This is a genomic window from Rugamonas violacea (assembly GCF_016461825.1).
Classification (GTDB): domain Bacteria; phylum Pseudomonadota; class Gammaproteobacteria; order Burkholderiales; family Burkholderiaceae_D; genus Rugamonas.
The window spans coordinates 137696-160284 of record NZ_JAEMNU010000049.1 but is presented as its reverse complement, the minus strand read 5'-3'; the positions used below and the strand labels follow the sequence as shown (position 1 = coordinate 160284).

Below are 22589 nucleotides of genomic sequence, written 5' to 3'. Positions count from 1 at the left end.
CGGCCGCCCAGCCGGCCGTCCCAGTGTTGCGCCAGCGTGCGCGGCGCGGCGCCCAGGCGCTCGCGGCCCTGCCAGCGGCGCACGCCGCCGGGGCCGCTCAGCTCCAGTTGCCACCACACCGGATGGACGCGGCCCCGGTCGGGGTAGCTCAGATGCAGCGTGAAGACGCGCGCCGCCGCGTCGCCGGGCGCGCGGTAGGGCGTTTGCAGCTGCGCGTCGAATTCGCGGTGCTCGCCCGTGTCGGCCCGCGCCGCCGGCGCCGCCGTCAACGCCACGGCCACGCCCACGGCCACGCCCACGGCCATGGTCACCGCCACGGCCATCGAGCCGGCGACGATATCATCGGTATGCATGCTATTTTCCCTCCGCTCACTCGACTTTAGAGTGGGGCGGCGGCGCAATGGTTCCGCCACGCCGCAGGGGACGCCATAGCGCTTTTGTCAGGTAAAGGTGGTTCGACGACGGCATTGATAGTATGCTGCTGTGATGCAAATTTCGAATCTCTCCTGGGCCGGCGAACGCTGTCCGGCCGGGCCGGTTCCATTTCGATGAAAAGTGGCGGGCGATGCGCAAATTAGGTGATCTGGGGAAAACGCTGGCCAATTCGCGCTCGCTGATCTGGGGTGTCGGCCTGACGCTCGCCTTGGCGGTCGGCGCCAGCCTGTACTTCGCCGCCGCCAAGACGGTCGAGGACGATGCCGAGCAGCGTTTCGAGAACTTGACGCGCAGCACGCAGTACAGCATCTCGGCCCGCGTCAAGTCCTACTCCGACCTGGTGCGCGGCCTGGTGGCGCTGTTCCAGACCTCGGACGCGCTGAGCCGGCGCCAGTTCCACGACTACGTCGCCAGCCTCGACCTGGCGCAGCACTTCCCCGCCATCGAGGCGTTGACCTTCGCGCCGGTGATCGCCGAGGCCCAGCGCGAGGCCTTCGTCGCCGCCGTGCGCGCCGACCGCAGCCTAACGCCGGACGGCTATCCGCAGTTCGACATCCGCCCGCCCGGCCGCCGCCCGTCCTACGCCGTGCTGACCTATCTGGAGCCGGCCGCGCTGATGCGCGAGAAGTTCGGCGTCGACATCTCCAGCAACCCGGCCATCGAGCGGGCCATGGCCATCTCGCGCGACAGCGGCCAGGTCAGCGCCTCGGGCCAGCCCATCGTGGTCAAGCTGCCGCTGCCGCACATCGGCCTGGGCATGCGCCTGCCGGTGTACCGCCGCGGCATGCCGCTGGGCGACGTGGCCAGCCGCCGCGCCGCGTATGTCGGCACGGTGGGCATCGGCTTCAGCGTGCCCAAGCTGGTGCAGGGGGCGATCGACGAGATGGCGGTGCGCCAGGTCCAGCTGACCCTGTACGCCGACGGCAGCAACGACATCGAGCAACGCCGCCTGAGCATCGAGAAGGCCGACCGCCTGCTGTTCAACGACAACGGCTCGATGGTGGCCCGGCCGATCCCGCCCGGCCAGCAGGGCGCCTATTTCGAGTCGGTGCTGCCGATCGACTTCAACGGCAGCCTGTGGAAGGCCTACTTCCGCGTCCGCAAGGCCGACCTGCTGACCGGCTTCGACGTGTTCTTCCCTTGGATCGCGCTGCTCACCGGCTTCGCCGGCAGCATGCTGATCTACAGCTATTTCCTGGTGCTGAGCGGCTCGCGGCGCAGCGCGGTCAAGCAGCGGGTGCTGCTCGACACCGTGCTCAACAACGTCGACGCCCACGTCTACATGAAGGACGCCGACCGCCGCTACATCTACGCCAACGCCAAGATGGCCGAGGTGATGGGCCTGCCGGTGCGGGACATCATCGGCCGGCTGGACCGCGAGCTGATGCCCATGCGCAGCGCCGACGCCGTCTGGGCCGAGGACCGGCCGATCTTCGACGACGGCCTGAAGCGCTCCGGCGAGGGCCAGTACACCGACCGCGACGGCGTGGTGCACCACCTGTGGACGGTCAAGGTGCCGGTCGAGCTCGACGACACGGTGACGGCGGTGATCGCCCTGTCGACCGACGTCACCGAACTGCACAACCTGAAGGTGCAGGCCGACGCCGCCAACCAGGCGAAGAGCGACTTCCTGTCCAACATGAGCCACGAGATCCGCACGCCGATGAACAGCATCATCGGCATGGCCCACCTGGCGCTGAAGTCGGTGACCCATCCGAAGCAGCGCGACTACCTGCAAAAAATTTACCATTCCGGCCAGCACCTGCTGGGCATCATCAACGACATCCTCGACTTCTCCAAGATCGAGGCCGGCAAGCTGGAGCTGGAGGTGCTCGACTTCGGCCTGGAGTCGCTGCTGGCCAACATCTCCAACCAGCTCGGCGAGAGCGCCGGGCGGAAGAACCTGGAGCTGGTCTACGAGATCTGGCCCGGCCTGTCGCACCAGTTGCGCGGCGACCCGCTGCGCCTCGAACAGGTGCTGCTCAACTTCACCGGCAACGCCATCAAGTTCTCCGAGAACGGCAAGATCCACATCCGCGCCCGGCCGTTGGAGGACCGCGACAGCCACACGCTGGTGCGTTTCGAGGTGGAGGATCGCGGCATCGGCATGAGCGAGGCCGAGATGGGGCGGCTGTTCCAGTCCTTCCAGCAGGCCGACAATTCGACCACCCGCAAATACGGCGGCACCGGCCTGGGCCTGGTGATCAGCAAGCAGCTGGCCGAACTGATGGGCGGCGAGGTCGGCGTCGACAGCCGGCCCGGCGAGGGCAGCACCTTCTGGTTCACCGCGCGGCTCGACAAGGGCGTCAACTTCCTCGAACGCAGCGGCGACGAGCTGCAACCGGAGGTGCTCGACAGCATACGCGGCGCCGCCATCCTGCTGGTCGAGGACAATGTGTTCAGCCAGCAGGTCGGCCAGGAGTTGCTGGAGGACGCGGGCGCCACCGTCTGCGTCGCCAACAACGGCAAGGAGGCGATCGACCTGCTGTTCCAGGAGCAGTTCGACTGCGTGCTGATGGACGTGCAGATGCCGGTGATGGATGGCTTCGAGACCACCCGCATGATCCGCGCCCATCCGAAGCTGGCCGGCACCCTGGTGATCGCCATGACGGCCAACGCCGGCCGCGAGGACCAGCAGCGCTGCATCGAGGCCGGCATGGACGAGTTCGTCACCAAGCCGATCGCGCCCAAGCTGCTGTTCGCCGTGCTGGCCAAGTGGATCGACCAGCGCGCCCGCGCCGCCGAGCGGACGGCGGCGGCCGCCGCCGGACCGGCCGCCGGGGCGGTCGCCGCCGCACCGACGCCGGCGGCCAACGGCGCGCTGTACCAGCCGGCGCGCGGCGGCGACGGCCAGATGCTGTCGGCCGACGCCGACCTGTTCGACGTGGCGGCGCTGGGCCAGACCTTCGGCAACAAGCCCGACAAGATGCGCAAGTACGTGCTGTTGTTCCTCGACTCGGCGCGCGACGGCATGGTCGAGGTCGACGCCGCGCTGGCCGAGGGCGATTTGATCCAGTTGTCCGAGCTGGGCCACCGCATCAAGTCGTCGGCGCGCGCCATCGGCGCGATGAGTTTCGGCGACCTGTGCCTGGCGCTGGAACACGTCCGCCACGACGAGGACGGCGGCCGCGCCAGCCAGCTGGTGGCGCAGATGCATGCGTTGCTGCCGCGCCTGCGCGAGCAGATCTCGCAGGAACTGCTGGCCAACACGCCCGGTTAGCGGGGCAGGGGGCGGCTCCGCGCGCCGTGGCGGCGGCTTATTTGCAGGACGGTGGCTGGGCCGGCGCCGGCGACATGAAGACCAGGCCGTCGGCGCACAGCAGGTAGGCGATGCGGACCTGGGAGTCGGCCGGTCGGCTGATGCTGGCCAGATGCAAGGTCTTGGTCAAGCCTTCCTTGGTCTGCTGCAGACGGATCAGCGACTTGCCCGGATGCTCGGCGGACGGCGCGGCGACGTCGAGCGTCAAGCCGTCGGCGTTGATGCTGGCCGCCGTGCCGGCCGGCACCTCCAAACCGTAGTTCTTCGCCGGCCCATTGCCCTCCTGCAGAGAAACAGCATAGCGCAGGTTCGGATTGGCCTGGACGCCGAACGTGGCCAGGGCCAGCAGTACGGCGCAGGCGCCGTGGGCGATGGAGGAAGTCATTCTGATTCGCTCGCTTTCTGCATGGATGGTGTGGAAACTGGCATAAAATCCGACTACGGCTATAGAAATATTGTAAATATATTACGGTTAATTTCAACTATATGCAAGACGATTATTGCTGAAAATGCAATGTGGTTGCATTTTGACATCAAATGATACTGAAAGACTTCCCTATGGGTAGGAAAACCGCGTCGGGCGCGCCGGGTTGGCGCTGCGGCAGCTGGAATGCCAGTCAATTCACTGGCCAATCAAGCAGGGACAAGTGCGGCGGGGCGCAGGCTTGAGCGGCGTTTTCCGGCGCCTGCTTGGCTTGCTCGCCGTGCTGCTGGCCTCGTCCGGGTCCGGTCCGGCCCGTGCCGACGAGCTGACGGCGGACCTGGCGCGCTTGCTCGGCGAACAGGGTCTGCAGGGCGCGGTGTGGGCCACCGTGGCGCAAGACGGCGCCATCGCCACCGGCGCGGCCGGCATCAAGGACGCGCGCCACGGCAATGCCTTGAGCGCCGGCGACCGCGTGCAGGTCGGCTCGGTGGCCAAGACCTTGTTGGCCGTCGGCATTTTGCGCCTGGTCAGCCAGGGCCGCCTCGGGCTCGACACGCCGGTCGCGGCCCTGCTGCCCGGCGTGGTCTTCGACAACCGCTGGCAGGCCAGCGATCCGGTGCGCGTGCGCCACCTGCTCGACCACACCGCCGGCCTGGACGACGCCCGTTTCGCCCAAGTGTTCAGCCTGCGGGCGCGGGCCGACACGCCATTGGACGATGCCTTGGCCGGCGGCGGGCTGTTGCAGGTGCGCAGTCGGCCGGGCAGCCGCTGCTCCTACTCGAACACCGGCTACGTGTTGCTGGGCCGGGTGGTCGAGGCGCTGACGGGGCAGCGCTATGAAGCCTATCTGGACGCCAACCTGCTGCGTCCGCTCGGCATGCTCGACAGCACCTTCGGTTTCGTCAGCCAGGACGGGCCGCAGGCCGACACGCGCCTGGCGATGGGGCATTTCGAGCACGGCGCGACGCAGCCGGCGCTGGCTTCGTATCTGCGGCCGGCCGGCCAGTTCACCACCACGGCGGCCGACATGGGGCGCTTCGCCCGCTTCCTGATGGGCGACGGCAAGGTCGACGGCCGGCCCTTCATCGCGGCGGCGTTGTTGCAAGCGATGGGGCGGCCGAGCGGCAGCGAGGCGGCCCGGGCCGGTCTACAGGTCGGCTTCGCGCTGGGCCTGGCGACGCGCGACCGCCATGGCGTGGTCGGAAAATGCCACGGCGGCAGCACGATCGGCTACCGCGCCATGCTGTGTTTGTTCCCCCAGCAAGGGCGGGCTTTTTTCATCTCGCTCAACACCGACAGCGAGGCCTCCGGCCACCACCTGTTTAACGAACGGCTCATCAAGGCGCTGCAGATCGCGGCGCCGGTCGCCGTCGTGGCCGCCGGCGCGGGCGGCGTGGTTAAAACATCAGCCTCAGCCTCAGACCTTGCTGCGCCGGCCGCGGCCGCCGAGCTGGCGGCGTGGCAGGGTTTCTACGTCCCGGCGCCGAACCGTTTCGCCAGCCTGGCCTGGTTCGACACCGTTTTCAACGTGGTCCGTCTGCGCGCCGACGGCGCCATGCTGCGCTTCATGCCATTGCAGTCGCCAACGCTGCTACTGGCGCCGGTTGGTGGCGGACTGTACCGTGCCGCCGACCGCGTGCTGCCCTCGCACGTCCTGCTGCGCGACGCCGAGCAGGGCCGGGTGGTCAGCAGCGGCACGCAGAGCTACCGGCAGGTTTCCCTGCTGAGCTTGTTGCCGATGTGGTTGAGTCTGGCTGTCGGCCTGCTGGGCTTGGCCTACATCCTGTTTTCCGGCGCGCTGCGCCTGGCCAGGCGGCGGCTGGGGCGCTCGCACCCGATGTTGCCGGCCTTGGCGGGTGTGCTGCTGCTGGCCTTGCCCATGCCGTTTTTCTACCTGCAATCGTTCCTGCGGCTGGGCGAGCTGACCCTGGCCAGCGGCTTGCTGGCGGCGGTGACGGCGGCGCTGCCGCTGACGCTGTTGGCCGGCCTGGGCCTGAGTGTGTTCCGGCCGGGTGGCCGGCGGGCCGGCGTGGCCGATGTGCTGGCCTTGCTGGCCGGGCTGCAATTGACCGTCATGCTGGCGGCCTGGGGCTTGTTGCCGTTCCGCCTGTGGGCTTAAAACTACCCGCCGGCCGGCGCGGCGCCGTCAGCGCAGGGCCACGCCGGCCGTCCGATAGACGGCCAGGCAGCCTTGCGCCAGCGACGGACGCAGGCATTCGTCGGCATAGCGTTGCAATGCCGCCGGGGTGGCGCCGGCCTCGAGCAGGGCGGCCTTGAACGTGTTGTAGTCCATCGGCGTTTGCGGCGGACGCGCCACCAAGGCGCCCAGCGTCTTGCGCACGGTCTCTTCGCCGGCGTAACGCTCCAGCGCCAGCAACAGCAGGGGGCCGAGCTGGTAGCGGTATTCCTCGTCGATGTCGCTGGCCTGGCGCACCTGGTCGAGCGGGAGGAAGCGGGCTTGGTGCTTGAGCGCGCGTTGGAACAATTTGCTCAGCTTGGCCTGGTAGGCAAGGTCGCCGCGCACGGTGCGGGTGATCTTGAGCGACAGGAACTCGGCCGTCGACTCGGTCAGGAACCAGGTCAGCGGCCCGCGCGGGTGGTAGCGGGTGCCGAAATAGTAGTGGGCCATTTCGTGGCTCATGAAGTCGATGTCGTCGCGCAGCAATTGGCGCTTGCCGTCCACCGTCTCCAGCATGGACGAAAACGGCAGGCGGCCGTCGGTGGCCACGGTCGGCCAGGTGACGAAGGCCCAGCTCTTTTTGCCCAACTGGCGCTTGCTGGAGACGGCGGCAAACGACAGGAAGGCGGGGCGCTCGGCATACGGCAGGCCGATATATTGCTGGTGCAACTCGGCCAGGGTATCGATGCCGGCGGCGATCGTGGCGGCGTCGGCGGCGTTGGCGTCGGCGCCGATGAAATGGCTGCCGCCGATGCTGGCGACGGGGAAGTCGCCGGCGTACAGCATCGGTTCGCGTGGCGTATCCGAGCGGAAGCGGGCGCGCGGCCCTGCGGCCGGGGCGGCGCCGTTCATGTACAGATTGCGGCAGGCCGGGCAATCGACTTCGATGTCGAAGCGCATCGTTTCGAGCTGCGCGCCGCCGACGCCGAGTTCGGCCACCGGAAACAGCCGGGTCTGGTCGGCGGCGCGGATGCTGCGGCCGTCGAAGGCGATCAGGCCCTTCCAGTCGTCGTCGCCCCAGTCGCCGGCGTCGATGCGAAACACCGGGAAAGCGCCCGTGTAGGAGACGCAATAGCCGGCCGCGCCGATGCCCTTGGCGATGCTGTAACGGACGGCATCGCCGACGCCGACGCTGTCGTCGCCGCCTTCGAAGGCAAGGGGCAGGGCCGTTTGCTTGTCATAGACGCGGCGGATGTTCAGGCCGCGGTTCAGCAGGAAGTTGCCGGCGCCGCCCTCGGGCAGTTGCGACAGGCACAAGTCGCCCCGCACCAGGCCGGAATTGAGCTCGACTTCGATCTTGCCGCTCAGCTGGGGCGGCGTTTCGGCCCGGCCGGGCGCGCTGGCCAGCGCCAGCAGGAGGAAGGGGAGGAGGTGGCGCAGTTGGGGGAGGTGCTGCAGTGGTCGGCGCGATGCGTGCATGACTTGTTTCGTAATAGTAATCAATTGGCAAGCTTACTGTCGCTTCCATTCAGAGTCAACCGATAATGCACGCGCCCCCCAGCAGCCTGTTTTGCGGGCCGCCCGGAACGCCCGGGCAGCGACCACGCAATGGCAGAAAATTTCCGCGAATCATAGGCGATTCCACCCGGCAGCGGCGATAATGCCAGCTGTCAATGCGGCGCTGTTGCCGCGCGTCTAGCCCACGGAAACCCATGCCCACCAGCGTCACCCCCGGTCTGCTCATTTTGCACGGCAATCAGATGGAGCAACTGCGCGCCGCCGTGTTCCAGTGGCTGCGCAACCATCCACTCGACCCGCTGGAGTCCGACATCTTCCTGGTGCAGTCGAACGGCGTGGCCGAGTGGCTGAAGATCGCGCTGGCCGAGGACATGCGGGTCTGCGCCGCCACCCGGGTGGCGCTGCCGGCGCGCTTTTTGTGGGACACCTATCGCGGCATGCTGGGGCGCGAGCGGGTGCCGGTGCGCTCGGCCTTCGACAAGTCGCCGCTGACCTGGCGTTTGATGCGGCTGCTGCCGGCGCTGCTGGCCGACGAGGTGTTCGCGCCGCTGCGCCACTTCCTCGCCGACGGCGACGCCGAGCGCCGCCTGCAACTGGCCGAGCGGCTGGCCGACTTGTTCGACCAATACCAGGTCTACCGCGCCGACTGGCTGGCCGACTGGGCCGAGGGCCGCGACCAGCTGCGCAGCGCGCGCGGCGAGCTGGCGCCGCTGGCGCCGGACCAGCGCTGGCAGGGCCAGTTGTGGCGCGCCGTCATCGCCGACGTGCCGCAGCAGTACCGTGAGCTGGGCCGCGCCAGCGTGCACACCGAGTTCGTCCAGGCCATCGAGGCGGGCGCGCCGCCGGCCGGCCGGCTGCCGCGCCGCATCGTGCTGTTCGGCGTGTCGGCGCTGCCGTTCCAGAGCTTGCAGGCCTTGTCGGCGCTGGCGGCGCATTGCCAGGTGGTGCTGGCGGTGCCGAATCCCTGCCAGTTTTATTGGGGCGACATCATCGAGGGGCGCGAGCTGCTGCGTTCGGCGCACCGCCGCCAGCAACTGCGCCAAGGCCAGGACCTGGGCCAGATCCCGCTGGAGGAGCTGCACGCGCACAGCCATCCCTTGCTGGCGAGCTGGGGCCGGCAGGGGCGCGACTTCATCCGCATGCTCGACGAGTTCGACGAGGCGGCGGCGGCCGCCGGCCGCAGCGACAATCTGCGCCTGGACCTGTTCAGCGCCGACCAGGGCGACCATCTGCTGGGCCAGGTGCAGGCCGCCGTGCGCGACCTGCTGCCGCTGAGCGAGCATCCGGCCGTGGCGCCGCCGGACGAGGACCGCTCGATCGAATTCCACATCACCCACAGCGTGCAGCGCGAGGTCGAGGTGCTGCACGACCAGTTGCTGGCGATGTTCGCCGCGCCGCCGGCCGGCGAGGCCGGGCCGCTGCGGCCGCGCGACGTGGTGGTGATGGTGCCCGACATCGACACCTTCTCGGCGGCGATCCACGCCGTGTTCGCCCAGCACAAACGCAGCGACCCGCGCTACATCCCCTTCGAGATCGCCGACGTCAAGGACCGCAGCGTCAATCCGCTGCTGGTGGCCCTGGAATGGCTGCTGCGCCTGCCGCAGCAGCGCTGCCGCCAGAGCGAGGTGCGCGATCTGCTCGACGTGCCGGCGCTGGCCGGCCGCTTCGGCCTGGCGCAGGACGAACTGGCCACGCTGGGCCAGTGGATCGAGGGCGCCGGCGTGCGCTGGGGCCTGGACCAGGCGCACCGCAGCGGCCTGGGACTGGGGCCGGCGGGCGAGCAGAACGCCTGGATCTTCGGCGTGCGGCGCATGTTGCTCGGTTACGCCAGCGGCGCCGGCGCCAGCTTCGCCGGCATCGAACCGTATGCCGAGGTGGGCGGCCTGGACGCGGCGCTGGCCGGCTCGCTGGCCCAGCTGGTCGAGGCGCTGCTGCACTGGCGCGCGCTGCTGGCCCAGCCGCGCTCACCGGCCGAGTGGGGCGTGCAGGCGCGCGCGCTGCTGGCCGCCTTCTTCAAGGCGGGCGAGGAGGGCGACCGGTTGACCCTGGGCCAGCTCGACGACTCGCTCAACAATTGGCTCGACACCTGCGAGTTCGCCCAGTTCGACGAGGCGGTGCCGCTGGCGGTGCTGCGCGAGGCCTGGCTGGGCGCGCTCGACGAGCCGACCCTGAACCACCAGTTCGTTTCCGGCGGCGTGACCTTCTGCACCCTGATGCCGATGCGCGCCGTGCCGTTCCGCGTGGTCTGCCTGCTCGGCATGAACGACGGCGACTTTCCGCGCCGCGCGCCCAAGGCCGACTTCGACCTGCTGGCGCAGCCGGGCATGGCGCGGCCGGGCGACCGCTCGCGCCGCGACGACGACCGCTACCTGATGCTGGAGGCCCTGCTGGCGGCGCGCGACAAGCTGTATATCAGCTGGGTCGGCCGCAATGTGCGCGACAACAGCGAGCAGCCGCCGTCGGTGCTGGTGTCGCAGCTGCGCGACTATTTGACGGCCGGCTGGCAGCTCGACCTGCGCGCCCGCAGCACCGAGCACGCGCTGCAGCCGTTCAGCCGGCGCTACTTCGAAGCCGGCGGCTTGCTGACCTACGCCCGCGAGTGGCGCGCCGCCCACGCCGCGGCGGCGTCGGATGGCGACGGCGCGCTGTCCGACGCGCTGTTCGACGCTCCCGCAGCCGCGTTGACGGCCGGCCTGCCGCCCTACGAGATCGACGCCGCCTTCCGCCTCAAGCTGCTCAACCTGGCCAACTTCCTGCGCCAGCCGGTGCGCTACTTCTTCCGCCAGCGCCTCGGCGTAATGTTCGGCGACGTCGCGCTGGTCGGCGAGGACGAGGAACCGTTCTCGCTCAACGCGCTGGAACGCTATCTGCTGGAGGACACCATGCTCGACGACTCCGGCACGCCGGAGGCGCTGGAGCAGGTCTATGACAACTTGAGCGAGCGCGCCGGCCGGCTCGCGCGCGAGGGCCTGCTGCCGATCGGCCTGATCGGCCAGCAGTGGCAGCACGACCTGGTCGATGCGCTGGTGCCGGTGCGCAGCGCCTGGCTGACGCTGCGCGCCAGTTATCCGCAGGCGGCGCCCAAGTTGGCGGTCAGCCTGGAGTTCGGCGGCGTGGTGCTGGAGGACTGGGTCGACCAGTTGCGCAGCGATGGCCACGAGACGGTGTGGCTGATGCAGATGTCGTCCAAGGTGGCAGATAAGAACGGCCAGCCGCGCGGCGACAAATTGATCGCCATGTGGCTGCGCCAGCTGGCCGCCGCCGCCGCCGGCATGCCAGTCACCGGCCTGCTGGTGGCGCGCGACGCCATCGTCACCATGCAGCCGCTGGCGCGCGACGCCGCGCTGGCGGTGCTGGCCGACCTGGTGGCGATTTGGCGCGACGGCATGAACCGGCCGCTGCCCACCGCCTGCAAGACGGCGCTGGCGCTGGCCCGGGAGGGCGATCCGCGCGCCGTGTACGACGGCGGCTTCGAACTCAGCGGCGAGAGCGACGACCTGTGCTTGGCCCGCCTGTGGCCGGACTTCGCCGCCCTGTCCGGCGAGGAGGAGTGGGCCGACGTGGCGCTGGCGCTGTATGGCCCGCTGGCAGACTGGCTGAAACAATCGATCACGCTGGCCATGATCCATGGCGAGCAAGCGGCGTGACGGGACCGAACCATGAGTGCGAATTATGAGTGCGAGCTATGAGTGAATTATTGGCGCCCTTGCGCTTTCCCCTGCACGGTTCGCGCCTGATCGAGGCCAGCGCCGGCACCGGCAAGACCTGGACCATCGCCGCGCTGTACGTGCGCCTGGTGCTGGGCCACGGCGGCGCCGACGGTTTCGTGCGGCCGCTGCTGCCGGCCGACATTCTGGTGATGACCTTCACCCGCGCCGCCACGCGCGAGCTGTCGAACCGGGTGCGCGAGCGCTTGGTCGAGGCGGCGGCCTACTTCCGTGGCCAGGGCGAAAAGCCCGATCCCTTCCTCGACGAGCTGCTCGACTCCTATCCCGGCCACAGCGAGCGGCAGCAGGCCGCGCACCGGCTGATGCTGGCCGCCGAGACGATGGACGAGGCGGCCATTTTCACCATCGACGCCTGGTGTCAGCGCATGCTGCGCGAGCACGCCTTCGACAGCGGCAGCCTGTTCGACGAGGAGCTGGTCAGCGACGAGCACGCGTTGTTCGAGGACGCGGCGCACGACTACTGGCGCCAGCAGGTGTATCCGCTGGGCGCCGGCGCGCTGGCGCCGCTGCTCGATTGCTGGTCCGACGTGACGGTGCTCAAGCGCTCGGTGCGCGAATTGGCCAAGCGCGCCAACAGTTTGGCGCCGCTCGGCGGCGAAAGCCTGGCCGGCCTGATCGGCCGCGTGCAGCGCGAGCAGCGCAACCAGTTGGCCACGCTGAAGGACGGCTGGGAAGAGCGGGCCGGGCGCATGGAGCGCTGGATCGGCGACCATCGCGCCGCCGCGCCGAAGTGCTTCAACGGCGTCAAGATGAAGCCGGAGACGCTGGTCAAGTGGTTCGCCGGCCTGCGCGCCTGGGCGCGCGACGAGCAGGCCCACATGCCCGACATCAGCGACACGGCCTGGCGCCGCCTGACGCCGGACGGCATCGAGGACGCCTTCAGCAAGGGCTTCAGCGCCGTCGTGCCGGACGATTTCGCCGCCACCGCGGCGCTGTTCGAGGCGTTGCAAGCCATCGTGCCGCTGAACCATGCCCTGTACCAGCACGCCGCCGCCTCGGTGGCGTTGCGCATGGACGAGTTGAAGCGGCGCGGCCGCCAGTTCGGTTTCGCCGACATGCTGGACCGGCTCAACGCCGCGCTGCAGGGCGAGAACGCCGAGGCGCTGCGCAAGCGCATCACCGAGCAGTATCCGGTGGCGATGGTCGACGAGTTCCAGGACACGGCGCCGAACCAATATCAAATCTTCAACCTGCTATACCGCGTGGCCGACAACGAGCCGAGCCTGGGCCTGTTTTTGATCGGCGACCCGAAGCAGTCGATCTACGGCTTCCGTGGCGCCGACATCCACAGCTACCTGTCGGCGCGCAAGGCGACCGAGGGGCGCCACTATCAGCTCGGCACCAACTACCGCTCGACGGCGCCGCTGGTCGACGCCGTCAACCGCTTGTTCCTCTACGCCGAGGGCGGCGCGGACGGTGTGGCCGGTGCGGCGGGCGGACGCGCCGGCTTCCCGCGCGGTGCTTTCCGCTTCCGCAAGGACGGCGTCAACCCGCTGCCGTTCGAGGCGGTCGGCGCGCAGGGCCGCAAGGAGGTGTTGATGGCGGCCGACGGCCCGGTGCCGGCGATGGCGGTGTGCTGCAACGTGGCCGACGACCTCAAGGCCGACGGTTACCGCGACTTCTTCGCCTGGCACTGCGCCGAGGACATCGTGGCGCGGCTGAACGATCCGCGCGCCGGCTTCGAGGGGCCGGACGGCCTAGCGCGGCTGCAACCGGCCGACATCGCCGTGCTGGTGCGCGACCGCAAGGAGGCGGCGGCGATCCGCAAGGCGCTGCAACGGCGCAAGGTGGCCAGCGTCTACCTGTCGGACAAGGATTCGGTGGTCGACAGCGAGGAGGCGGCCGACGTGCTGCGCTGGCTGTCGGCGCTGGCCAATCCGCTCGACGGCGCGCTGGCGCGGGCCGCCTTCGCCACCCGCACGGCCGGCCTGGCGCTGGCCGAGCTGGCGCAGCTGTCGTCCGACGAGCTGGCCTGGGAGCAGCGCGTCGAGCAGTTGAAGGCGCTGCACATCGTCTGGCAGCGCCAGGGCGTGCTGGCCATGCTGCGCCGCTTCATCCACGAGCTGGGGCTGCCGGCGGCGCTGCTGCGCCAGGCAGGCGGCGAGCGCCGCCTGACCAATCTGCTGCATCTGGCCGAGCTGCTGCAGTCGGCCAGCCGCCAGCTGGACGGCGAGCAGGCGCTGATCCGCTGGCTGGCCGAACAGATCGACGGCGGCAGCGAGGGCGGCGACGAGCGCGTGCTGCGGCTGGAGAGCGACGCCGAGCTGGTCAAGGTCATCACCGTGCACAAGTCCAAGGGGCTGGAGTACCCGCTGGTCTACCTGCCGTTCGCCGTCACGGCGCGCAAGGTGGAGCGGCGCAACCGCAGCTTCTTCGAGTACAGCGACGACGACGGTCAACGACAGATCGACATGGCCTTGAGCGACGCGGCGCTGGCCGCCGTCGAACGCGCCCGCATCGAGGAGGACTTGCGCCTGTTGTACGTGGCGCTGACCCGCGCCCGCCACTTCCTGTGGCTGGGCGTGGCGGCGCTGGCGGCGCGCAAGGCGGGCGACAACACGCTGCACGAGTCGGCGCTGGGCTATCTGCTGACGGGCGGCGAGGCGCTGCCGGTCGGCCTGTTGCTCGAACGCTGGGAGTATCTGCGCGGCGACTGCAAGCACATCGCCATCGCCACGCTGGCGCCGCCGCAGCAAATGAACTTCCTCAGCCGGGTGGAGCGGCGCGCGGCGCTGGTCGAGCCGGCGCAGTACAAGGGCCGCTTCGAGCGCGATTGGACGGTGGGCAGCTTCACCTCGCTGGCGCGGCGGGTCGGCACGCTTGGCGCCAGCCATGTGCCGCGCCGCGCGCTGGAGGAAAAGTTGTTGGAGCAGGAGGACGCGCCGAGCGGTTTGCTGGCGGCGTCGCGCACCGAGGACGCGCCCTGGCACCGCTTCCCGCGCGGCTCCGTGCCCGGCAACTTCCTCCACGAGCAGCTGGAGTGGATGGGGCAGGAGGGTTTCGGCAGCGTCGACGACGAGCAGTTCGACGCGCGCCTGGCCAAGCGCATCGACCGCGCCGGCTGGGGCCACCGCCAGGAGGACAGCATCGCCTGGCTGCGCGCCATCGCCACCACGCCCTTGCCCGCGCTGGGCGTGGCGCTGTGCCAGCTCGATTCGGTGCTGCCGGAGATGGAGTTCTGGTTCCCCAGCGAGCGCCTGAGCACCGGCGCGCTCGACCGCCTGTGCACGGCGCATCTGCTGGACGGCATCGCCCGGCCGGCGCTGCCCGAGCGGCAACTGCATGGCATGTTGAAAGGCTTCACCGATCTGGTGTTCGAACATGAGGGCCGCTACTGGGTGGTCGACTACAAATCGAACGCGCTCGGTTCCGGCGACGCCGCCTACCATCGTGGCGCGCTGGCGGCCGGCATGGCCGAGCACCGTTACGACATCCAGGGCGCGATTTATATGCTGGCGCTGCACCGCCTGCTGGCCAGCCGACTGGGCGAGCGTTACGACCCGGCGACCCAGTTGGGCGGCGCGGTGTTCCTGTTCCTGCGCGGCATAGCCAACCCGCACACCCACGGCTGCCATCTGCTGGCGCCGGACGCCGCGCTGCTCGACGGCCTGGACCGACTACTCGACGAGGCCACCGAGCCGGAATTTGAACATGACGATTGATCCGCACACCTTCCGGCCGACGCCGGTCGACGCCGCCACGCTGACGCTGCTGGCCCAGGTCGACGCCCTCACCGAGGACGGCCAGCTGCGCCGCCTGAGCGCCGCCTTCGCCCGTTTCATCGCGTCGATCGGCGGCGGTTCGCCCCAATTGGCGCTGGTTTGCGTGCTGTTGTCCGAACTTGAAGGGCGCGGCCATAGCTGTCTGGAGCTCGACGAGTTGGCGCGCGACCCGGCCGGCCTGCTGGGCTGGGGCGAGGACAGCTGGCGCGGCCTGCGTGACGCGGCCGGCGTCTGGCCCAAGCGCGGCGCCGCCTGGCGCACGCTGCTGGCCGCCTGCGAGCAGGTGTGGGCGGTCGGCGACCTGGATTTCGAGCAGCCGCTGGTGCTCGACGGCGAGCGGCTCTACCTGCGCCGCTACTGGCGCGACGAGACCTTGGTGGCGCACGCCGTGCGCGGCCGCGCGCTGACGCCACGCCAGCCCGACCTGGCCGAAGTGCGCCGCTGGCTGGACCTGCTGTTCGAGCACGCGCCGCGCGAGGGCGGGCCGGACTGGCAGAAAATCGCCTGCGCCGTCGCCCTGCACGGCAATATGGCGATCATCACCGGCGGTCCGGGCACCGGCAAGACCTACACCGTGGCGCGCTTGCTGGCGCTGTTGTTCGCCACCGCCGGCGAGGGCAGCGGACGGCTGCGCATCGCGCTGGCGGCACCGACCGGCAAGGCGGCGGCGCGGCTCAAGCAGTCGATCGACCACGCCCTCGATGGATTGGCCGACAAGGTCGGCCCGGCGCTGCCGCTGCGCGAGCTGGCGGCGCGCATGGGCGCGGCGCGTACCCTGCACAGCCTGCTGGGCGCGCGGCCGGGCACGCGCGCCTTCCAGCACCACGCCGGCAACCTGCTCGACGTCGACGTGCTGATTGTCGACGAGGCTTCGATGGTGCATCTGGAAATGATGGCGGCGCTGCTCGACGCGCTGCCGCCGCAGGCGATGTTGGTCTTGCTCGGCGACAAGGACCAGCTGGCCTCGGTCGAGGCCGGCGCCGTGCTGGGCGACCTGTGCCACGAGGCCCAGGCCGGCGCCTATTCGGCGGCAACCTTGCGATATGTGCAAGAAAGCAGCGGCCAGACCATCCCCGACAGTTTTGTCGGCGACGGCGGCCCGCTGGCCCAGCAGACCGTGATGTTGCGCCAGAGCCGGCGCTTCAGCGGTCCGATCGGTGCGCTGGCGCTGGCCGTCAACGCCGGCGACGCCGCCGCCGCGCAGGAGGTGCTGCGCGCCGACAGCGGCGGCAAACTGGCCTGGATCGCGCCGGCGCAACAGTCCGACGTGCTGCAACTCGCGCTGGCCGGACGCAGCGACGAGATAGGCGGAGGCTATCGGCCCTACCTGAAATTGATCCAGGCCGGCCCCGGCCAAGCCGACGACAGCGGCCATCAACGTTGGGTGGGCGAGGTGTTGCGCAGCTTCGAAGCGTTCCGCATCCTGTGCGCGGTGCGCGAGGGCGAGTGGGGCGTGGCCGGCCTGAACGAGGCGATCGAGCACAAGCTGGAGGGCGCCGGGCTGATCCGCAAACGCGGCGAATGGTATGTCGGCCGGCCGGTGATGGTGACACGCAACGATTACGCCACCGGCGTGTTCAACGGCGACATCGGCCTGACCCTGCCCGATCCGGCGCGGCCCGGCTATCTGCGCGTCTACTTTTCCGAGGGGGACAAAGTGCGCAGCGTGCTGGCCACCCGCCTGCGCAATGTGGAGACCGCCTTTGCCATGACGGTGCACAAATCGCAAGGTTCCGAGTTCAGCCACACCGTCATGGTGTTGCCGCGCGAGGGCGGGGCGGTGCTCGCCCGGGAGCTGGTCTACACCGGCATCACCCGCGCGCGCGAGTTGTTCACCTTGCTCACGCCGGCGCCGCAGGTGCTGCTCGACGCCATCGCCGCGCGCACCCAGCGCGCCTCCGGCCTGCGCGAACTGCTCGATTTGCCGGCGGCCTAGCGCGTATCGATTCCGGCCGCGACGGTTGCGGCAATATGTGGCGAGCCGAGACATGGCGCCCTTCGCGGGGCGCCATTTTTCTTGGCTATTGTTGGAATTCATGCTGAAAATTGGCATATAAACACCAACTTTAAGCATGGCAGAAATGTGCTTGGCTTGCGAGCGCCAGTATCCATGCGGGTTTGCGGGGAGTGTCCGGAATCGGCCGTTTAATACAAATGAGCCGGGGTCAGTGAGCCGGGGTCAGTGCCGACATTCGGACAATTGGTTTCCGGAATGGGCGCGATGCATGAGCTCGTGTCCGAATGTCGGCACTGACCCCGGGACTAATCCCGGGAAGCTGCGGGCGCTGGGGACGTGAAAAAGCCGGGCTGCGGGCCCGGCTTGGATGGCGTTGCGCTGGAATTAGGAGGCGCGGCGGTGGCGGCGGGTGCTGGCTTTGACGGCCTTTTTGTGGCGCTTGCCGCCGACGGCGATGACCTTCGGCTCGGCGTCCGGACCGGCGATGAAGCGGCGGATGTTGAGCGCATCGACGATGCGGGCCGAGTTGGCGCGGGCGTTGAGCATCACCACGGTGGCGTTCTTGCCGGCCGCCTTGATGCGCATGATCAGGCAACGACCGGCCTCTTCGGTGTAGCCGGTCTTGGACATGCCGATGTCCCAACCCTTGGCGCCGACCAGGCGGTTGGTGTTGTGGTACTCCACCTTGCGGCCGTTGATGCTGATGATGTCCTTGGTGTCGGTGGTGATGCGGCGGATGTCCGGGTAGGCCGAGGCGGCGGTGGCCATCTTGACCAGGTCGGCGGCGGTCGAGCGGTTGTTCGGCGACAGGCCGGTCGGCTCTTCGATCACGGTCTGGGTCAGGCCCAGCGCTTTGATCTTGGCGCGCACGGCGGCGGCGAAGGCGCTGCTGCCGCCCGGGTAGGTGCGCCCCAGCGAGGCGGCGGCGCGGTTGTCGGACGACATCAGGGCCAGTTGCAGCACGTCGCGGCGGGCGATCTCGGCGCCGACCGGCACGCGCGAGGTGCTGTGCTTGAGCATGTCGACGTCGGTCTTGTCGATGCTGATCGGGGCGTCCATGTCTTGTTTGGCGTCGAGCACGACCATCGCCGTCATCAGCTTGGTCAGCGAGGCGATCGGTACTTGGACGTTGGCGTTCTTTTCCAGCAAGATCTTGCCGGTGCCGTCTTCCACCACCAGCACCGATTGGGAGCCGAGCGGCACCGCGACGGCGGCGACGGAGAATGATGTCAGCAGTAAAGCGACGATTTTTTTGAGCATCTTGGGTAGTCGTGAGGGGTGGCGTCTATCGGGCGCCGGGAGGCGGCGCTGCGCGTACTATTCTAGCCATACGGCAATATTTTCCTAAGGATAGACAATAACATTAAAGTGAATTCTCGTCTATTGAATGTAAGTCGTGCGGACTGAAGAATGAAAAAAGAGCCCCGGACAGTGGCTGGCCGGGGCTCAAGAAGAGCAACAAGATTGGAATTGTTGCTGTGCTGCAAATTGCCGTGCTACAAACTAAACTCCCCTCGGAGTGCTACTGAAGCCAATTACTGAGCCAACTATTGAATCTTGGCGATCGACACTTCCGTCGATTTGACTAGGGCGATCACCTCGCTGCCGACCTTCAGGCCCAGGTCGTGGATGGAGCGCGAGGTGATGACGGAGGTGACGATGCCGTGCGCCGTTTCGACGTCGACCTCGGACACCACCGGCCCGAAGATGATTTCCTTGATCTTGCCGGGGAACTGGTTGCGTACATTAATTTCCGAGATGGCCATCAGAATTCCTTATAAATGACGTTGAATTATCAGCGATTCCGATCAATTCTGAGTCTTCAGAGTACGTCGATCGCGGCCATTTGGAAACGAATGCTTGCGCATATCCTTATTTGGATTGGTAGATCTGGTCGAACTCGCCGCCGTCGTCGAAGTGCTTCTTCTGCGCCGCCTTCCAGCCGCCGAACACCTCGTCGACGGTGAACAGGCTGATCGGTTTGAAGCTGGCGGCGTATTTCTTGGCCACGGCCGCCGAGCGGGGGCGCAGGAAGTGCTTGGCGGCGATCTCCTGGCCGGCTTCCGAGTAGAGGAAGTTCAGGTAGGCGGTGGCCTGCTTGCGGATGTTGCGGCGGTCGACCACCTTGTCGACCACGGCGACGGGCGATTCGGCCAGGATGGAGTTGGCCGGGTAGACCACCTCGAAGTTGTCGCCGAACTCGCTGCGCACCAGTTGCACCTCGTTTTCGAAGGTGATCAGCACGTCGCCGATCTGGCGCTGGGTGAAGGTGGTGGTGGCGGCGCGGCCGCCGGCGTCGAGGATGGGCACGTTCTTGAAGATGCGGCCGACCAGGTCGCGCGCCTGCGCCTCGCTGCCGCCTTTTTTAATCACGGCGCCCCAGGCCGCCAGATAGCTGTAGCGGCCGTTGCCCGAGGTCTTGGGGTTGGGAATGATGACCTTGACGTCCGGCTTGCCCAGGTCGTCCCAGCTCTTGATGTGTTTCGGATTGCCCTTGCGCACCAGGTAGACCATGGTCGAATAGAACGGCGCGGCGCCGTTGGGGAATTTTTTCGCCCAGTCGGCCACCACCAGGCCGCGATCGGCCAGCAGGTCGATGTCGTTGGCCTGGTTCATCGTCACCACCGACGCTTCGAGGCCGTCGGCCACCGAGCGGGCTTGTTTGGACGAGCCGCCGTGCGACTGGTTGATGGTCAGCGTTTCGCCGGTGCTTTTCTTCCATTCCGCGATGAAGGCCGGGTTGATGTCCTTGAACAGTTCGCGCGTGACGTCGTAGGAGGCGTTGAGCAGCACGGTGTCGGCGGCCGTGGCGCTCAGCGGCAGGGCCAGCAGGACGGCGGCGGCGGCGAAACTGCCGGCCAGGAAGCCGCGGCGTGGCAAGGCGCGGGCGGTTTTTGCGGAAAAATTGTTTGACATGGTGGGCTCTATTGTGAAAACAGACTGCCATAGTCTAAAATCCGGCCCGGAAAAGATACGAATTTTTCGTAATATGCTTAGATGGTATCGAACACAAGGGTTTGCAGCAAAATCCGCATAAGGATTCTTGCAAGCATTCGTGGGCAAGACAAGTGCGACGATGCAGTATGGCGGGAGGCTGGAAAGGACCGGTGTGCAACGCTGTTTGCCGCTTGGTGTATAGTGGCTTACGCACTGAGAAGCCAGTTGAAACCTGCTTCATTTTGCTATCGGGAATATTTTGTGAGCGTTCATGAGTCTTGAAATTCGTATTGCTGCGTTGACAGATGCGTCTGCCGCATGCAATGTGTTACGTCGTTCGATCGAGGAATGTTGTGTTTCCGATCATAGGGACGACCCGGCCATCCTGGGCGCTTGGTTGGGCAACAAGAACCCGGAGACGGTGGCGAGCTGGTTCACATCGCCGACCAATTTTTCCTTGGTCGCCGTCGACCAGGGCGAGGTCGTCGGCGTCGCCCTGCTGACCGGCGCCGGCAAGCTGGCGCTGTGCTATCTGTTGCCGGAGGCGCGGCGGCAGGGCATCGGCAAGGCCCTGCTGCAGCGCATGGAGCAGCAGGCTTGCAGCTGGGGCGTCAAGGCGCTGCAGTTGCACAGCACGGCCAGCGGCGAGGAGTTCTTCGCCAGCCAGGGTTATGTGCAGGCCGGTAAGGTGCGTTCGCCCTACGGCGTGGAAACCATTTTCTTCTGGAAGCAACTCGACGCCGTCGCCGGCGAGCCCGACGGCAAGCGTAAACGTTTCTGCAACTGCAACTCGAATTCGCTTTGAGCCAGTTGCCGCTCAGTTGAGGCGGCGAGAACAAAACCACCCAAAGGCGGGAGGCCGGGGTCGGCCCCCCGGGGGTCCGACCCCAGGTTGCGCCTTTGGGTTTTCTTATTTTAGCGGCAGGCTCAGCTCGACCACGGTGCCGGGTCGCTGCGCATCGCCGCCGGCGGCGCGCCAGTCCAGCGTGGCGCCAAGTTTGTGCGCGCGCATTCGCATATTGGCGAGGCCGCGACCGGCGCCCAGCGGCGCCGTCGCCGTCGCCATGCCGACCCCATCATCCTCGACCCGCACCCGCAGTTCGCGCGGGGAAAAATACACATCGATCTTGAGCCGCCGCGCCTGCGCGTGGCGCAGCACATTGGCCAGCGCCTCCTGCAGCAGGCGCAGCACCTGCAGGCCGGCGTGCGGCGCCAGGGTCAGCGCGTCGGGCAGGGCGTGGTTGGTCCAGAGAAATTCCATGCCCACCGCGCGGTAGCGCGCCTCCATGCGGAAACGGAAGTTGCCCAGCACGGGCAGCAGGTCCGGCTCGTCCGGCGCCAGCGTGTCGATCGCCAGACGCATGTCGTCCATGCATTCCTGTAGCAGGAGGACGGTCTGTTCGCGGCTGGCATTGCCAGCCTGCACCATCATCAAGGTGCTCAGCAGCTGCGAGCCGACACCGTCGTGCAGGTCTTGTATGATGCGCAGGCGCTCGTCGTTGACGGCGTGTTCGCGCTCGAAGGCGCGCAATTGCTGTTGGTGGGCCTCGCGCTCGCCCCAGAGGCGCAGCAGGCCCCAGGCGGCGGCGCCGCTGATGAGCAGGCTGAACAGCATGATGATGGCGGCGGCGCGCGCCTCCTCGCGCCACTTCTGCAGATAGTCGTCGCTGGCCAGGCCGACGCTGAAGTACAGATTGGCCGGCGCGGCCAGCAGCGGCCGGTCGAAGATGCGTTGCAGCGAGACCAGCCGCTCGGTGTCGTCCTGCTGCGAGGTGAACAGATAGGCCTCGGGCCGCTTGCCGGAGGCGATGTAGGCGCGCAGCTTGGGCGAGACCAGGGCCTTGCCGATCATCGCGTCGTCGTAGCGCAGCCGGGCGTAGCGGGCGAAGACCAGCCCGTCGGACGAGCTCAGCGTCATCGTGCCCTTGGCGCCGACGCTGACCAGCGAGAAGGCGCTCGACAGCCGCGCCAAGTCGACCTCGGCCGCCAAGACGCCGCGCAGGCGGCCGTCGGCGTCGCGCATGGCGCGCGCCAGCAGCACGTGCCAGCGGCCGCTGGCGCGGTCCAGGCGCGGCGGACTGATGCTCAGGCCGGCGCCGGGTCGGCCTTGCAGGGACTGGAACCAAGCCTGTCCGGCGACGGCTCCGGCGCCGGCCGTGTCCGCCGGCAGCGGCGTTCCCTGGCGCACTCGGCCGGCGGCGTCGAAGACGCGCAGCGCGCCCAGTTCAGGCTGGCGCTCGCGCAGCTGCGCCAGCAGGCCGGCGGCGCCGGCGGGCAGTTGCAGCAGGTCGTCGGCGGTGCTGCCGAGCGAGGCGTCGAGGGCGCGCAGGGTGCCGGAGATGTTTTCCTTGAGCACCGTCGACAGGTTGTGCGCCGTCACCTTGGCGTGTTCCAGCGTCTGTTGGTAGCTTTGCAGCAGGAACAGGGCCAGCATGGCGCCGATCAGCAGGTTCAGCGCGGTGGCGCCGCCCAGCACGACCAGCGTCAGTT

At 68.2% G+C, this 22589-nt stretch carries 12 protein-coding genes and 1 pseudogene; 6 read left to right on the top strand and 7 right to left on the bottom strand.

Annotated elements, in window-relative coordinates; genetic code table 11:
* A pseudogene (locus tag H7U20_RS11050) lies at positions 1 to 353 on the bottom strand (hypothetical protein); the annotation flags it as partial.
* A 212-nt stretch (positions 354 to 565) separates the two neighbouring features.
* Here H7U20_RS11050 and H7U20_RS11045 point away from each other — a divergent pair.
* Positions 566 to 3655: a CHASE domain-containing protein gene (locus H7U20_RS11045; RefSeq protein WP_199759194.1), complete on the top strand. Its 3090-nt coding sequence runs from the start codon at positions 566 to 568 to the stop codon at positions 3653 to 3655.
* Between the two features lie 37 nt (positions 3656 to 3692).
* On the opposite strand, the gene H7U20_RS11040 is transcribed toward H7U20_RS11045, so the two are convergent.
* On the bottom strand, positions 3693 to 4079 hold the full coding sequence (locus H7U20_RS11040; protein WP_199759193.1) for a hypothetical protein: 387 nt from the start codon (positions 4077 to 4079) through the stop codon (positions 3693 to 3695).
* A 280-nt stretch (positions 4080 to 4359) separates the two neighbouring features.
* On the opposite strand from H7U20_RS11040, the gene H7U20_RS11035 reads away from it, so the two are divergent.
* The gene (locus H7U20_RS11035; protein WP_199759192.1) at positions 4360 to 6237 is read left to right on the top strand and encodes a serine hydrolase domain-containing protein; all 1878 of its coding nucleotides are present in this window, start codon (positions 4360 to 4362) and stop codon (positions 6235 to 6237) included.
* Positions 6238 to 6264: 27 nt separating this feature from the next.
* On the opposite strand, the gene H7U20_RS11030 is transcribed toward H7U20_RS11035, so the two are convergent.
* The gene (locus tag H7U20_RS11030; RefSeq protein WP_199759191.1) at positions 6265 to 7716 is read right to left on the bottom strand and encodes a hypothetical protein; all 1452 of its coding nucleotides are present in this window, start codon (positions 7714 to 7716) and stop codon (positions 6265 to 6267) included.
* 233 nt (positions 7717 to 7949) lie between these two features.
* Between H7U20_RS11030 and recC the strand changes: the two genes are divergently transcribed.
* The 3 genes from recC to recD are packed head-to-tail and all read left to right on the top strand — an operon-like array spanning position 7950 to position 17141.
* Complete coding sequence (recC, locus tag H7U20_RS11025; protein ID WP_199759190.1) at positions 7950 to 11402, top strand: exodeoxyribonuclease V subunit gamma; 3453 nt, start codon at positions 7950 to 7952, stop codon at positions 11400 to 11402.
* A gap of 38 nt (positions 11403 to 11440) precedes the next feature.
* Entirely contained in the window at positions 11441 to 15145 is a 3705-nt protein-coding gene (gene recB, locus H7U20_RS11020) for an exodeoxyribonuclease V subunit beta (protein ID WP_199759189.1), read from the top strand.
* Complete coding sequence (gene recD / locus H7U20_RS11015; RefSeq protein ID WP_199759188.1) at positions 15135 to 17141, top strand: exodeoxyribonuclease V subunit alpha; 2007 nt, start codon at positions 15135 to 15137, stop codon at positions 17139 to 17141. Before recB ends, recD begins: the two co-directional genes overlap by 11 nt.
* A 405-nt stretch (positions 17142 to 17546) precedes the next feature.
* Here the strand turns inward: recD and H7U20_RS11010 are convergent, their stop codons facing one another.
* The 3 genes from H7U20_RS11010 to H7U20_RS11000 form a co-directional block, all read right to left on the bottom strand.
* Complete coding sequence (locus tag H7U20_RS11010; protein WP_199759187.1) at positions 17547 to 18422, bottom strand: serine hydrolase; 876 nt, start codon at positions 18420 to 18422, stop codon at positions 17547 to 17549.
* Between the two features lie 287 nt (positions 18423 to 18709).
* On the bottom strand, positions 18710 to 18928 hold the full coding sequence (locus H7U20_RS11005; protein WP_199759186.1) for a TOBE domain-containing protein: 219 nt from the start codon (positions 18926 to 18928) through the stop codon (positions 18710 to 18712).
* Positions 18929 to 19034: 106 nt separating this feature from the next.
* Complete coding sequence (locus H7U20_RS11000) at positions 19035 to 20078, bottom strand: sulfate ABC transporter substrate-binding protein (protein WP_199759185.1); 1044 nt, start codon at positions 20076 to 20078, stop codon at positions 19035 to 19037.
* 418 nt (positions 20079 to 20496) lie between these two features.
* On the opposite strand from H7U20_RS11000, the gene H7U20_RS10995 reads away from it, so the two are divergent.
* Positions 20497 to 20904: a GNAT family N-acetyltransferase gene (locus H7U20_RS10995; protein ID WP_370593132.1), complete on the top strand. Its 408-nt coding sequence runs from the start codon at positions 20497 to 20499 to the stop codon at positions 20902 to 20904.
* 105 nt (positions 20905 to 21009) lie between these two features.
* Here the strand turns inward: H7U20_RS10995 and H7U20_RS10990 are convergent, their stop codons facing one another.
* On the bottom strand, positions 21010 to 22575 hold the full coding sequence (locus H7U20_RS10990) for a cache domain-containing protein (RefSeq protein WP_199759183.1): 1566 nt from the start codon (positions 22573 to 22575) through the stop codon (positions 21010 to 21012).
* Positions 22576 to 22589: the final 14 nt, after the last annotated feature.